The sequence below is a fragment of the Pseudomonas morbosilactucae genome (assembly GCF_023241665.1).
Classification (GTDB): Bacteria; Pseudomonadota; Gammaproteobacteria; order Pseudomonadales; family Pseudomonadaceae; genus Aquipseudomonas; species Aquipseudomonas morbosilactucae.
Genome location: NZ_JALQCX010000011.1, coordinates 162,730 through 177,689 on the forward strand (window position 1 = coordinate 162,730; position 14,960 = coordinate 177,689).

The window sequence follows — 14,960 nt, forward strand, 5'->3', positions numbered from 1 at the left end:
AACTGAAGACAGAATGGGCACTGACACCGCTTAGCAGAGGTGTTTCCCTGACAAAAAATATCGGTAAGTGCCTGGGACGTAGCACACATCAAATCAACTCTATGAAAGGCAGACGTCCAATCTAGCCAGGAAAACTGAACGCAGCGCCTAAACGAGTGGCTGAATATATTCGACATCTATTACAAAAAACTGTGTAACACAAAATAAATAAAGCAAGCAGGCTTGAGGGCTTAGATGTGAGGATATCAATATTTAAAATCAAATAACTTACAGGTAAAACGGCTATCACATCAGCGCGAGCAGAATCATGACTTACGAAGCTCTTTCCAACGTAAGCCTAGCTAAGCTACATCAACACCAGACAGGTGATCAATGAAAGTCTGCGCCCTCTTCCTCGTCCTCATTAACTCGATCCCTAAGCTCCTTTCCTGGCTTGAAGTGAGGAACAAACTTGCCATCAAGGCTAACGGACTCTCCGGTCTTTGGGTTGCGGCCGACTCGCGGTGCTCGGTAATGCAAAGAGAAACTGCCAAACCCGCGAATCTCGATGCGATCCCCCGTCGCTAGACATTGAGACATCTGCTCAAGCATCGTCTTGATAGCAAGTTCAACATCCTTGGATGAAAGCAGCCCCTGATGGGTAACAATTCGCTCAATCAACTCCGACTTGGTCATATTTTTCCCTTCTTTTTCAAGCAGCTAGGAAAGTTCTCAAAAGGTTTTAGCATGCCGAGACGACTTTGAACAGCCCACCTATTGACTTATCTTCACTTAACCAGCTTGTACCTCCAGCACCCCGGCTGAAGCTCTAGAAAGCCCTAAACTTCTACTACTTACACATGACCAGCATGGTGCGAGTCAGGTATCCCGCCGGGTTCCAGCCAAAGGGGTAGTCTCCCTCCTCTTCTTTTGCGTCATCAGACCGGGTAATGACCTTATAGCCCTGAAGCTTGCATTCGCGTGCTGCACGCTTGTGACACTGCTCCCAGGTGCCCCCCAGGCCTGAACAATCAACCTCTATACCGCTCACCCCGCGCACCGCATGGGTCTTTACATTGGTCGTGCACCCCACCAAGAGAGCCAAGACAACAACGACACTTAGCTTGCTCATTCTCATCCCTATGCAGCAGGCGCTGCTCTGCCATCACTCAGGTGAAGCCTAGACTCGAATGAGCAATTAGCTCATGGATAAAAGCGCGTTCCGATCCCGCAAAAAATTCCAGGCACAAAAAAGGGCGACCGAAGTCGCCCTTTTTATGGTCTGACAGAACTTAGTTCTGTTTTTCCATCTGTGCACGCAGCAGGTCGCCCAGAGTGGTAGGACCAGCAGCGATATCCGAAGTGGCTGGCTTGTCGCGCAGGCTTTGGATAGCTTCTTTCTCGTCTTCAACGTCTTTCGACTTGATCGAGAGCTGGATTACGCGGCTCTTACGGTCAACGCTGATGATCTTGGCTTCAACTTCTTCGCCTTCTTTCAGAACGTTACGCGCATCTTCGATGCGGTCACGGCTGATTTCGGAGGCTTTCAGAGTAGCTTCGATATCGTTGGCCAGGGTGATGATGGCGCCTTTAGCGTCAACTTCTTTTACAACACCCTTAACGATTGCGCCTTTGTCGTTCTCTTGTACGTACTCGGAGAACGGATCGCTTTCCAGCTGCTTGATACCCAGGGAGATACGCTCACGCTCTGGATCAACAGACAGGATGACGGTGTCGAGCTCGTCGCCCTTCTTGAAGCGACGTACGGCTTCTTCGCCCACTTCGTTCCAAGAGATGTCGGACAGGTGAACCAGGCCGTCGATGCCGCCGTCCAGACCAATGAAGATACCGAAATCGGTGATCGACTTAATGGTGCCGGAGATTTTATCGCCCTTGTTGAACTGGCCAGAGAAATCTTCCCATGGGTTAGATTTGCACTGCTTGATGCCGAGGGAGATACGACGACGCTCTTCGTCGATGTCCAGAACCATAACTTCCACTTCGTCGCCGACTTGTACGACTTTCGAAGGGTGGATGTTCTTGTTGGTCCAGTCCATTTCGGAAACGTGTACCAGACCTTCAACGCCTTCTTCCAGCTCAGCGAAGCAGCCGTAGTCGGTCAGGTTGGTTACACGAGCGGTAACGCGGGTGCTTTCTGGGTAACGAGCCTTGATAGCGACCCATGGATCTTCGCCCAGTTGCTTCAGGCCCAGGGAAACACGATTGCGTTCGCGATCGTACTTCAGAACCTTGACATCGATCTCGTCGCCAACATTGACGATTTCGGAAGGATGCTTGATACGTTTCCAAGCCATGTCGGTGATGTGCAGCAGGCCATCGACGCCACCCAGATCGACGAATGCGCCGTAATCGGTGAGGTTTTTGACGATACCTTTGACTTGCTGACCTTCCTGCAGGGATTCCAGCAGAGCTTCACGCTCAGCGGAGTTCTCGGCTTCGAGGACGCTACGGCGGGAAACGACAACGTTGTTGCGCTTCTGGTCGAGTTTGATGACTTTAAACTCGAGCTCTTTGCCTTCCAGGTGCGTGGTGTCGCGCACTGGACGGACGTCAACCAGAGAACCTGGCAGGAACGCACGGATGCCGTTAACGTCGACAGTGAAGCCGCCTTTAACCTTACCGTTGATAACGCCCTTGACCACTTCTTCGGCTGCGAAGGCTGCTTCCAGAACGATCCAGCATTCAGCGCGCTTGGCTTTTTCACGGGACAGCTTGGTTTCACCAAAGCCATCTTCAACCGAGTCCAGCGCAACGTGAACTTCGTCACCGACGTTGATAGTCAGGTCGCCAGCGTCGTTGTAGAACTGCTCAAGCGGGATGAGTGCTTCAGACTTCAGGCCAGCGTGAACGGTTACCCAGCGAGCTTGGTAATCGATATCAACGATAACACCGGTGATGATGGAGCCTGCCTGAAGGTTCAGGGTTTTTAGGCTTTCTTCAAAGAGTTCCGCAAAGCTTTCGCTCATTTTAATTCCTGTTGATAAGGGCGAAGAATACGCCCATCTGCCACATCCCAGACGATGTGGGTTACGTTCATATAAAAGAAAGACCGCAGGACTATGACTGGTCCCCTGCGCCCTTTCTTGTTCATCCGGCGATATCGCGAATGGCGATTTCACTCATGATGCGTTCAAGCACCTGATCGATGGACAACTCCGTAGAATCCAGCAGTATGGCGTCAGCCGCCGGCTTGAGCGGGGCTACTGCGCGCTGGGTATCACGCTCGTCGCGTGCACGGATCTCATCTAGCAGACTCGACAGACTAACACCATCGACTTTCCCCTTCAACTGCAAGTAACGGCGACGGGCACGTTCCTCGGCGCTGGCGGTCAGGAAAATCTTCAATGGAGCGTCGGGAAACACCACAGTGCCCATATCGCGCCCATCAGCCACCAGTCCGGGAGGCTCTTGGAAGGCCCGCTGACGCTGCAGCAGTGCGTCACGCACTGCCGGTAGCGCCGCCACTTGAGATGCCCAGGCGCCAACCTGCTCATTGCGCAGGTCGTCGGTTACATCATCCCCTTCAAGGATGATGCGTTGCGGATGACCTTCGGTCGCCCCAAGAAATTGCACGTCCAGATGAGCCGCCAGCAGCTTCAGCGATTCCTCATTGGTCAGATCGACACCGTGATTCCTGGCAGCGAACGCCAGCAGGCGATACAGGGCACCGGAGTCCAGCAGACACCAGCCCAAACGCTTGGCGAGAATGCCGGCGATAGTGCCTTTGCCAGACCCGCTTGGCCCATCGATGGTGATCACGGGTGCCTTGATGTTCACGACTTGGCCTCTTGCGCAACGCGGATACCGACTTGGGCGCACAAGGCGAGGAAGTTCGGGAAAGAGGTGGCAACGTTGGCACAGTCGTGAATACGGATCGGCGCATTGGCCCGCAACGAGGCCACACTGAACGCCATGGCAATACGGTGATCGCCGTGACCGTGTACTTCACCACCGCCAATCTGGCTACCGTCGATGATGATCCCGTCCGGGGTTGGCTCGCACTTGACGCCCAAGGCAAGCAGGCCGTCAGCCATCACCTGAATACGATCCGACTCTTTTACCCGCAGCTCTTCCGCGCCGCGCAGCACGGTACGGCCTTCAGCGCAGGCCGCCGCCACGAACAGCACCGGGAATTCGTCAATCGCCAATGGAACCAGCTCTTCGGGAATCTCGATCCCCTTGAGCTTAGCCGCCCGAACCCGCAGGTCCGCTACTGGCTCGCCACCGACTTCGCGCTGGTTTTCCAGGCTGATATCCGCACCCATCAAGCGCAGGATGTCGATCACCCCGGTACGAGTCGGGTTGATGCCGACGTGCTCAAGCACCAACTCGGAACCTTCGGCAATGGAAGCAGCCACCAGGAAGAATGCCGCGGAAGAAATGTCCGCCGGCACTTCAATATGGGTCGCCTTCAGCTTACCGCCAGACTCGACCGACGCCGTAGCGCCCTCGACCGTTACCGGGTAGCCGAAACCACGCAACATGCGCTCGGTATGGTCCCGCGTCGGCGCAGGCTCAGTGACCGTAGTCTTGCCTTCAGCGTACAAACCAGCCAACAGCAGGCAGGATTTCACCTGGGCGCTGGCCATCGGCATGGTGTAAGTCAGGCCCTTGAGCTTGTGACCACCGCGAATGACCATCGGTGGACGGCCCTCCGGTGCGGTTTCGATGACCGCGCCCATTTCTCGCAACGGGTTGGCTACGCGATTCATTGGACGCTTGGACAGCGAGGCATCCCCGGTCAGGGTGCTGTCGAAGTTCTGTGCGGCCAGCAGGCCCGACAACAGACGCATCGAAGTGCCGGAGTTACCCAGATAGATCGGGCCCGGAGCAGGCTTGAGGCCGTGCAGGCCAACGCCGTGAATGGTCACGCGACCATGGTGCGGGCCTTCGATCACCACCCCCATATCACGGAACGCCTGGAGCGTTGCCAAGGCATCTTCACCCTCGAGGAAGCCTTCGACTTCGGTAGTGCCTTCAGCCAGGGAGCCGAGCATGATCGAGCGGTGAGAAATCGATTTGTCGCCTGGTACACGAATCCGCCCATTGAGGCGGCCACCAGGATTTGCCAGGAAAATCAGGTCGTTGGAATTCATAGCGTCCACATAGGCCCGGCGGGCCAGGATTTTACTGAAATGCTCGCGGGCAACCCGGGCGCGAGTGAATACGCCCAACAGCTGGTGCCCGTCCCCTGCATCGACCGCGTCGCGCAAGGCGTCGAGGTCGTTGCGAAATGTATCGAGTGTGCGCAAAACCGCTTCGCGATTGGCGAGGAAGATGTCATGCCACATGACCGGGTCACTGCCGGCGATTCTCGTGAAATCGCGGAAACCGCCAGCAGCGTAACGGAAGATGTCGAGATTTTCACTGCGCTTGGCCAAGGAGTCGACCAAACCAAACGCCAACAAGTGCGGCAGATGACTGGTCGCGGCCAACACTTCATCGTGACGCTCAACCTGCATGTGCTCGACATCCGCCCCCAGCTCGCGCCAAAGCCGGTCGACCACGGCCAGTGCGGTCGGATCCGTCTGCGCCAGCGGCGTCAGAATCACCTTATGTCGACGGAACAACTGGGGGTTGGAGGCTTCGACACCGCTCTGCTCGGAGCCGGCGATCGGATGCCCGGGCACGAAGTTCGCAGGCATGGCACCAAAGGCTTCGCGGGCAGCACGCACCACGTTGCCCTTGGCACTGCCGACGTCGGTCAGGATCGCCTGCCCCAGATCCATATCCGCCAATAGGGCGAGCAACTTTTCCATGGCAAGGATCGGCACCGCCAGCTGAATCACGTCAGCCCCCTGGCACGCTAGCGCCAGGTCTTCCTCACATCGGTCCACCACCCCCAGCTCAACCGCCAACTGACGGGATTGCGGGTCGAGATCGACGCCGACTACTTCACGACAAACACCGCTTTCACGCAGGCCTTTGGCAAAGGAGCCGCCAATCAGCCCCAGGCCGACCACCACTAGGCGACCGATCATAGGCTTGGCAGATTGCATTGAAATGACATCACCCACGAGCCAGAACCTTGGTCAGCGCTTCGAGAAAGCGGCTGTTCTCCGCCGGCAGCCCGACGGTGATACGCAAGTGGTTCGGCATGCCGTAGTTGGCCACCGGCCGCACGATCACACCCTCACGCAACAGGCCCTGAAACACCGGCGCCGCCACCTGCCCCAGGTCCACAGCAATGAAGTTGCCCTTGGAAGGGATCCAGCTCAGGCCCAGCGCCAGGAAGCCGGCTTCCAACTGCTGCATGCCCGCCTCGTTCAGGCGCCGGCTTTCCGCCAGGTAATCAGCGTCCTGCAATGCTGCACAGGCGGCAGCCAGGGCCAGGCTGTTGACGTTGAACGGCTGGCGCACGCGGTTCAGCACATCGGCCACCACCGGCGTCGACAAGCCATAACCCACACGCAAAGCGGCCAAGCCATACGCCTTGGAGAAGGTTCGCGAGACCAGCAGGTTCGGGTAGGCCGCGAGGAAATCCAGGCCGTCCGGCAGGTCGCTGCCCTCGGCATACTCGATATAAGCCTCATCCAGCACCACCAACACGTGGGCGGGCACGTCTTGCAGGAATTCGTCCAGCGCCTCGGCACCGAACCAGGTCCCGGTCGGGTTGTTCGGGTTAGCGATGAAGACTACGCGGGTGTTGGCGTCGATGGCCTGGAGCATGGCTGGCAGGTCGTGCCCCCACGCCTTGGCAGGCACCACACGCGCGTCAGCCCCGACGGCCTGAGTCACGATCGGATACACCGCAAACGCGTGCTCGCTGAAGACCGCATTCAAACCAGGAGCCAGGTAGGCACGGGCCACCAACTCGAGGATGTCATTGGAACCGTTGCCCAAGGTCACCTGGTCAAGCTCCACCCCACAACGCTCGGCCAGCAGGGTCTTGAGGGCGAAGCCGTTGCCATCCGGATAGCGGGTCAGTTCCGCCAGCTCGTCACGAATCGCCGCCAACGCCCGCGGGCTGGCGCCCAGAGGGTTTTCATTGCTCGCCAGCTTGACGATCCGCGACGGATCGATGTCCAGCTCACGCGCCAGTTCGTCCACAGGCTTGCCCGGAACGTAAGGCGAAAGTTGTTGCACGCCTGGCTGGGCCAGCGCGAGGAAGTCGCCACTCATTGTCAAAGCCTCAGAGAACCGCTTTCGGGTAGGAACCCAGCACCTTGAGTGCCACTGCTTCCTGACTGATCTTCTCCAGCACACCCTTGATCAACGGATCACGGTGATGGCCAACGAAGTCGATAAAGAACACATAGGTCCATTTGCCGCTGCGCGAAGGTCGAGTCTCGATCCGCGTCAGGTCGATGCCATTGTCATGAAACGGCACCAGCAGTTCGTGCAGCGCACCCGGCTTGTTGCTCATGGAAACGATGATCGAGGTTTTGTCGTCGCCCGTGGGCGGCACTTCCTGATTGCCGATCATCAAGAACCGCGTGGAGTTGTCCGGACGGTCTTCGATTTTCTCGGCCAGGCGAATCAGACCGTACAAGCCTGCGGCCATGTCGCCGGCGATCGCCGCAGAGTTCCACTCGCCCTTGACCCGCTTCGCTGCCTCGGCATTGCTGGACACCGCCACGCGTTCGACATTCGGGTAATGAGCGTCCAGCCACTTGCGGCACTGCGCCAGGGACTGAGCGTGGGAATAGATCCGGCTGATGCTGTCGGTCTTGGTGTTTTCACCCACCAGCAGGTGGTGGTGAATGCGCAGCTCGACTTCGCCACAGATCACCATGTCGTGCTCAAGGAAGCTGTCGAGGGTGTGGTTGACCGCGCCCTCGGTGGAGTTTTCCACCGGAACCACGCCAAAATTCACCGCACCGGCCGCCACTTCGCGGAACACTTCATCGATCGCCGCCATCGGCTTGCTGATCACCGCGTGGCCGAAATGCTTCATGGCCGCCGCTTGGGTGAAGGTGCCTTCCGGGCCGAGATAAGCCACTTTCAGCGGCTGTTCCAGCGCCAGGCACGAGGACATGATTTCGCGGAACAAACGCGCCATCTCTTCGTTGCCCAGTGGCCCCTGGTTGCGTTCCATCACCCGCTTGAGCACCTGAGCTTCACGCTCAGGACGATAGAACACCGGCACTTCGCCTTCGGCCAGCGAGGCCATCTTGACTCGCGCGACTTCCTGGGCGCAGCGCGCACGCTCACTGATCAGCTCCAGGACTTTGGCGTCCAGAGCATCAATGCGTACGCGCAGTGCCTTGAGTTCTTGCTCAGACATTAGCCGTGTTCCTTCTCGAACTCTGCCATGTACGCCACCAGCGCGTTGACCGCGTTGATGTCGACGGCGTTGTAGATGGAGGCGCGCATGCCGCCGACCGAGCGGTGGCCCTTGAGGTTCAGCAGGCCGCGAGCTTCAGCACCGACCAGGAATGGCTTGTCCAGACGATCATCAGCCAGACGGAACGGCACGTTCATCCACGAGCGATCCGACTTGTTGATCGGGTTGCTGTACAGGCCGCTGGCGTCGATGAAGTCGTACAGCGTGCGCTGCTTGACGTCATTGAGCTTGCCGATGGCCTCTACGCCGCCCTGCTCCTTGAGCCACTCGAACACCAGGCCCGAGAGGTACCAGGCCAGGGTTGGCGGAGTGTTGTACATGGAGCCATTGTCGGCCGCGACCTTGTAATCGAGCATGGTCGGGCACAACGAACGGGCACGACCCAGCAGGTCCTCGCGAATGATGTTCACCAGGATGCCGCTCGGGCCGATGTTTTTCTGGGCACCGGCGTAGATCATGCCGAAACGCGAGATATCCACAGGACGGGAGAGGATGTCCGAAGACATGTCGGCCACCAGCGGTACATCGCCGGTTTCCGGAATCCAGTTGAATTCCAGGCCGCCGATGGTTTCGTTCGGTGCGTAATGCACATAGGCCGCGTCCTTGGACAGCTGCCATTCGTTCTGGCCAGGAATGGCGAAATAGTCGTAAGGCTTGGCCGTCGCCGCCACATTCACGTGGCCGTAGCGCGAGGCTTCTTCGATGGCTTTCTGCGACCAGATACCGGTGTCGATATAGTCGGCCTTGCCAGTTTCGGGCAACAGGTTCAGAGGGATCTGAGCAAATTGCTGGCTGGCGCCACCTTGCAGAAACAGCACTTTATAGTTCGAGGGGATATTCAGCAGGTCACGCAGATCCTGCTCGGCCTTGGTGGCAATGGACACAAACTCATCACTGCGATGGCTCATCTCCATGACCGACAGACCCTTGCCATGCCAGTCCAGCAACTCGGCCTGGGCACGCGACAGGACAGCTTCAGGTAGCGCAGCGGGACCTGCGCAGAAGTTATAGGCTCGTTTGCTCACATCCACTCTCGCTATGCATTCACGGTAGCGGACAGAGCAAACACTCTGCCCTGCTACGATTTAATTAGTCTTGCGACTCTTCTTCGCCTGCGGCATCTGCCTGTTGGCCTTCGGTTGCGTCATCCGCATCGGTCACCGCATCCAGCACGGTTCCTTCGAATTCGGCACCCTCTTCGCCTTCCAGCTCGTCGCCTTCGACTTCCGATGGCTCCTGCACCCGCTCCAGGCCCACCAGGGTTTCATCACTGGCCAACTTGATCAGGGTCACGCCCTGAGTGTTGCGACCCAGGCTGGACACTTCGCCCACACGAGTACGCACCAGAGTGCCCTGGTCGGAAATCAGCATGATCTCTTCGCCATCCAGCACTTGGACCGCACCGACCAGACGGCCGTTACGCTCGTTGCTGACCATGGCGATCACACCCTGGCCGCCACGCTTGTACTCTGGGAACTCGCTGATAGCCGTACGCTTGCCGTAGCCACGCGCCGAGGCGGTGAGGATCTGGCTGCCTTCTTCCGGGATCAGCATGGAAATCAGCTTCTGCCCTTCCGGCAGGCGCATACCGCGTACGCCGCGAGCGGTACGGCCCATGGCACGGACGTCGGACTCTTTGAAACGAGTGACCTTGCCGCCATCGGAGAACAGCATGACTTCACGCTCACCATCGGTGATGGCCGCCGAAATCAGTACGTCACCTTCATCCAGCTCCAGGGCGATCAGGCCCACGCTGCGCTGACGGCTGAAGGATTCCAGCGGGGTCTTCTTCACGGTGCCCTTGGCGGTGGCCATGAAGATGAAGTGACCTTCGGTGTACTCGTCGACCGGCAGCATGGTGGTGATGTACTCATCACTGTCCAGCGGCAACAAATTGACCAGCGGACGACCGCGAGCGGCACGGGATGCTTCGGGAATTTCGTAAGTCTTCAGCCAATACACCTTGCCCTTGCTGGAGAACAGCAACAGCGTGGTGTGGCTGTTGGCGACCAGCAGGTGAGCGATGTAGTCCTCATCCTTGACGCCGGTGGCCGACTTGCCTTTACCGCCACGACGCTGAGCCTGGTACGCAGCCAGTGGCTGGGTCTTGGCATAACCACCGTGGGAAATGGTCACTACGCGCTCTTCTTCCGGGATCATGTCACCCAGGGTCAGGTCGAGACGGGCATCGAGAATTTCGGTGCGACGCACATCGCCATACTCGGCACGGATCACTTCCAGCTCTTCGCGGATCACTTCCATCAGGCGCGTGGCGCTGTTGAGGATGCGGATCAGCTCGCCGATCTGGTTGAGAATCTCCTGGTACTCGGCCAGCAGTTTTTCATGCTCGAGGCCGGTCAGGCGGTGCAGGCGGAGTTCCAGGATGGCTTGCGCCTGCTCCGGGGACAGGAAGTACTTACCGTCGCGCAGACCATATTGCGGGTCGAGGTTTTCCGGACGGCAGGAGTCGGCGCCGGCGCGCTCGACCATGGTCATCACCGCACTGGACTCCCAAGGGGTGCTGATCAGCGCTTCCTTGGCTTCCGACGGCGTTGGCGAGGCTTTGATCAGGGCGATGACCGGGTCGATGTTGGACAGGGCAACGGCCTGGCCTTCAAGGATGTGGCCACGCTCACGCGCCTTGCGCAGTTCGAACACGGTACGACGGGTCACCACTTCGCGGCGGTGACGAACGAAGGCTTCCAACAGATCCTTGAGGTTCAGGATCCGTGGGCGGCCATCGATCAGTGCGACGATGTTGATACCGAATACAGCTTGCAGTTGGGTCTGGGCGTAGAGGTTGTTGAGGATCACCTCCGGCACTTCGCCACGACGCAGCTCGATCACGACGCGCATACCGTCTTTGTCGGACTCGTCGCGCAGCTCGGTGATGCCTTCGAGCTTCTTCTCTTTCACCAGCTCGGCGATCTTCTCGATCAGACGGGCCTTGTTCAGTTGGTACGGCAGCTCGGTGATGACGATCTGCTGGCGGCCGCCGACCTTGTCGATGTCTTCGATGATCGAGCGGGCGCGCATATAGATGCGGCCACGGCCGGTGCGGTAGGCCTCGATGATGCCTTCACGACCGTTGATGATCGCCGCGGTCGGGAAGTCCGGACCGGGGATGTACTGCATCAAGTCGTCGACAGTCAGCTCGGGGTTGTCGATCAGCGCCAGGCAACCGTCGATGACTTCACCGAGGTTGTGCGGCGGGATGTTGGTCGCCATGCCCACGGCGATACCGCTGGAGCCGTTGACCAACAGGTTGGGGATCTTGGTCGGCATGACCGCCGGGATCATTTCAGTGCCGTCGTAGTTCGGCACCCAGTCCACGGTTTCTTTATGCAGGTCGGCCAGCAGCTCGTGCGCCAGCTTGGTCATGCGTACTTCGGTGTATCGCATGGCCGCCGCGTTGTCGCCGTCGACCGAACCGAAGTTGCCCTGGCCGTCTACCAGCAGGTAGCGCAAGGAAAATGGCTGGGCCATCCGAACGATGGTGTCGTACACCGCGGTATCACCGTGAGGGTGATACTTACCGATCACGTCACCGACAACACGGGCAGATTTCTTGTACGGCTTGTTCCAGTCGTTACCGAGCTCGCTCATCGCGAACAGCACACGCCGGTGCACGGGCTTCAAGCCATCGCGCGCATCAGGCAGTGCCCGCCCGACAATTACGCTCATCGCGTAGTCGAGGTAGGACTGTTTCAGCTCGTCTTCGATATTGACCGGGAGGATTTCTTTGGCCAGTTCGCCCATGAGAAGCCTGATTCCTTTTTCTGGTGAAACTTCGTCACATCCATATGGGACGAACGAAGCTCGCCGCTGCAGGCTTAGTGCCATGCACCGACTTACGACAAATCAACAAGTTAGACCATGGATTTGCGCAGTGAAGGCAACCCCGCAGGGCTGCCTTGGAAACCGCCGGATGTTATCACAATCGCCGCCACGCACCTATCCCCCTGACAAGCATGGAACATAGTTAGTTGACCGGTGACAGCCTTATAGGCGGCCAGAGAAGCTCAGAGGCGGATTTCGCGATAAAATGCCGGTTTTTTCCTGACCGAACGACCTGCCAAACGAGCAATCAGCGAAGCCTTTCGAGGAAAAACCTCAATGCAGGCGCTTGCGGCACATCAATTGGGCCATTTTTGCAGTATCGGGACGCTCGACAATGCCCTTTTCAGTGACGATCACATCAATCAGATCGGCCGGCGTGACATCGAAGACTGGATTGAAGGCCTCGACCTCTGCCCCCAGGCGCTTGCCGCCGACTTCCAGCAACTCAATGCCGTCACGCTCTTCCAGAGGAATTTCATCGCCACTGGCCAGGCTCATGTCGATGGTGGAGCTGGGGGCGACAACCATGAAGCGCACGCCGTGGTGCATGGCATTGACCGCCAGTTGGTAGGTGCCGATCTTGTTCGCCACATCGCCGTTGGCGGCAATCCGGTCGGCACCGACGATCACCCAGGTAATGCCCTTGGTCTTCATGATATGGGCCGCGGCGGAGTCGGCATTCAGGGTCACAGGAATGCCTTCATTGACCAGCTCCCAGGCGGTCAGCCGTGAACCTTGCAACCAGGGCCGGGTTTCGTCGGCGTAGACCCGCTCCACCATGCCTTCCAGCCAGGCGCCGCGAATCACCCCCAGGGCCGTGCCAAACCCGCCAGTGGCCAAGGCTCCGGCATTGCAATGAGTCAACAGCGCCTGGGCATTGCCTTGATGACGGCGGATCAGGTCGACACCCAGTTGGGCCATGGTCAAGTTGGCCTCACGATCGCTTTCGTGAATCGCCAGGGCTTCGGCCTCCAGAACCGCCAACGGGTCGGTGTGATCCCGAGCACGCTCCAGGCGCTCGCGCATGCGATTCAAGGCCCAGAACAGGTTGACCGCAGTCGGACGCGAACCGGCCAGCAGGGTGAAGTCTTCCTCCAGCGCCGTCTGCCAGTCACCGCCGGCTGCGCGGCGCGCTCGTGCCGCCAGCACCATGCCATAAGCGGCGCTGATGCCGATCGCCGGAGCGCCGCGCACCACCATCGTGCGGATGGCCTCGGCCACCTCGGCGGCACTGGTGCAGGGAATCCAGGTTTCCTCAAACGGCAAAATGCGCTGATCGAGCAGATACAGGGCGTTGTCCCGCCAATCGATGGCTTTCACCTTCTCCGCCGCCAACAGTCGATCGCGCATCCTTCACCCCGCACTCATGAACAAAAGCCGCCGATTATAGCGATCCCCCGGCGAAGACGCTCGGGTATACTTCGCCATCCCTCACAAAAGCACCGGACCCGATCTTCGATGCCAAACCCTGTCGTTGCGCTCGACTTACTGCTGTTGCCGACTTGGTTGGTGCCTGTCGAACCCGCCGGCGTGGTCCTCAAAGAACACGGGCTGGGTATTCGTGACGGGCGCATTGCCTATATCGGTCCACGCGCAGAAGCCTTGAAGCTCGCCGCCAGTGAAGTCCGAGAGCTGCCGGGCATGCTGCTCAGCCCCGGGCTGATCAACGCCCACGGCCACGCGGCGATGACGCTGTTCCGCGGCCTGGCCGATGACCTGCCGCTGATGACCTGGCTCGAAAACCATATCTGGCCCGCCGAAGCCAAGTGGGTCGACGAGGCCTTCGTCCGCGACGGCACCGACCTGGCCATCGCCGAGCAGCTCAAAGGCGGCATCACCTGTTTCTCTGACATGTATTTCTTCCCGAAGGTCGCCAGCGAGCGGGTGCATAACAGCGGTATTCGCGCACAGATCGCCATTCCAATCCTGGACTTCCCCATTCCAGGCGCAGCCAGCGCTGACGAGGCCATCCGTCAGGGGGTGGAATTGTTCGGCGACCTCAAGCATCACCCGCGAATCAGCATCACCTTCGGCCCTCATGCACCCTACACCGTCGGTGATGAGAACCTGGAGAAAATCCGCGTGATCGCCGAGGAGCTGGACGCCTCGATTCATATGCACGTTCACGAAACCGCCTTCGAAGTGCAACAAGCGGTGGAGCAGCATGGCGAACGCCCGCTGGCCCGCCTGGCACGCCTGGGTTTGCTGGGGCCGCGCTTCCAGGCCGTGCACATGACCCAGATCAGCGATGACGACCTGGCTTTGCTGGTAGAAACCAACAGCAGCGTCATCCATTGCCCGGAATCCAACCTCAAACTGGCCAGCGGCTTCTGCCCGGTGGAGCGTTTGTGGCTGGCCGGGGTCAACGTAGCCATAGGCACCGATGGCGCCGCCAGCAACAACGACCTGGACCTGCTCGGAGAAACCCGTACCGCCGCCCTGTTGGCCAAGGCAGTAGCTGGTTCGGCCACAGCGCTGGATGCCCATAGGGCCCTGCGTATGGCCACACTCAATGGCGCCCGAGCCATGGGCCTGGAAAGTGAAGTGGGCTCACTGGAAGTGGGCAAGGCCGCTGACCTGGTGGCCTTCGACCTCTCCGGGCTGGCCCAGCAACCGATTTATGACCCGGTGTCGCAGTTGATCTATGCCACCGGCCGTGACTGCGTGAAACACCTGTGGGTCGCCGGCAAGCAATTGCTCGACGACCGCCGCCTGACCCGCCTGGACGAAGAGCAGCTGTGCGCCACCGCCAGCGCCTGGGGCCGACGCATCAGCGGGCATGCCGAATAGAACCTCCCCTTGAGCCCTGCCTCAAGGCTGACAGCCGATTTTT

At 59.1% G+C, this 14,960-nt stretch carries 11 protein-coding genes; 1 reads left to right on the forward strand and 10 read right to left on the reverse strand.

Annotated features, from left to right (window positions below; genetic code table 11):
• Positions 1 to 369: 369 nt before the first annotated feature.
• The 10 genes from ihfB to mtnA form a co-directional block, all read right to left on the reverse strand.
• A complete protein-coding gene (ihfB, locus tag M1B35_RS07320) occupies positions 370 to 675 on the reverse strand; it encodes an integration host factor subunit beta (protein WP_123328274.1) in 306 nt (101 codons plus the stop codon).
• Positions 676 to 829: 154 nt separating this feature from the next.
• Positions 830 to 1,111 carry a hypothetical protein gene (locus tag M1B35_RS07325; RefSeq protein WP_268261606.1) on the reverse strand — a complete coding sequence of 94 codons (282 nt, stop codon included), beginning with the start codon at positions 1,109 to 1,111 and terminating at the stop codon, positions 830 to 832.
• A gap of 160 nt (positions 1,112 to 1,271) precedes the next feature.
• The gene (gene rpsA, locus M1B35_RS07330; RefSeq protein WP_123328275.1) at positions 1,272 to 2,966 is read right to left on the reverse strand and encodes a 30S ribosomal protein S1; all 1,695 of its coding nucleotides are present in this window, start codon (positions 2,964 to 2,966) and stop codon (positions 1,272 to 1,274) included.
• Between the two features lie 121 nt (positions 2,967 to 3,087).
• Entirely contained in the window at positions 3,088 to 3,777 is a 690-nt protein-coding gene (gene cmk / locus M1B35_RS07335) for a (d)CMP kinase (protein WP_123328276.1), read from the reverse strand.
• Complete coding sequence (locus tag M1B35_RS07340) at positions 3,774 to 5,981, reverse strand: bifunctional prephenate dehydrogenase/3-phosphoshikimate 1-carboxyvinyltransferase (protein WP_268261740.1); 2,208 nt, start codon at positions 5,979 to 5,981, stop codon at positions 3,774 to 3,776. Before M1B35_RS07340 ends, cmk begins: the two co-directional genes overlap by 4 nt.
• A gap of 28 nt (positions 5,982 to 6,009) precedes the next feature.
• A complete protein-coding gene (gene hisC / locus M1B35_RS07345) occupies positions 6,010 to 7,122 on the reverse strand; it encodes a histidinol-phosphate transaminase (protein WP_123328278.1) in 1,113 nt (370 codons plus the stop codon).
• A gap of 10 nt (positions 7,123 to 7,132) precedes the next feature.
• Positions 7,133 to 8,227 carry a prephenate dehydratase gene (pheA, locus tag M1B35_RS07350; RefSeq protein ID WP_123328279.1) on the reverse strand — a complete coding sequence of 365 codons (1,095 nt, stop codon included), beginning with the start codon at positions 8,225 to 8,227 and terminating at the stop codon, positions 7,133 to 7,135.
• Positions 8,227 to 9,312 (reverse strand): 3-phosphoserine/phosphohydroxythreonine transaminase, encoded by a 1,086-nt coding sequence (gene serC / locus M1B35_RS07355; RefSeq protein WP_123328802.1) that lies wholly within the window; start codon positions 9,310 to 9,312, stop codon positions 8,227 to 8,229. Before serC ends, pheA begins: the two co-directional genes overlap by 1 nt.
• A 64-nt stretch (positions 9,313 to 9,376) precedes the next feature.
• Positions 9,377 to 12,046, reverse strand: a complete 2,670-nt coding sequence (gene gyrA, locus M1B35_RS07360; protein ID WP_123328280.1) for a DNA gyrase subunit A — start codon at positions 12,044 to 12,046, stop codon at positions 9,377 to 9,379.
• 354 nt (positions 12,047 to 12,400) lie between these two features.
• On the reverse strand, positions 12,401 to 13,477 hold the full coding sequence (gene mtnA, locus M1B35_RS07365; RefSeq protein WP_268261607.1) for an S-methyl-5-thioribose-1-phosphate isomerase: 1,077 nt from the start codon (positions 13,475 to 13,477) through the stop codon (positions 12,401 to 12,403).
• Between the two features lie 108 nt (positions 13,478 to 13,585).
• Between mtnA and M1B35_RS07370 the strand changes: the two genes are divergently transcribed.
• A complete protein-coding gene (locus M1B35_RS07370) occupies positions 13,586 to 14,917 on the forward strand; it encodes a TRZ/ATZ family hydrolase (protein WP_123328282.1) in 1,332 nt (443 codons plus the stop codon).
• Positions 14,918 to 14,960: the final 43 nt, after the last annotated feature.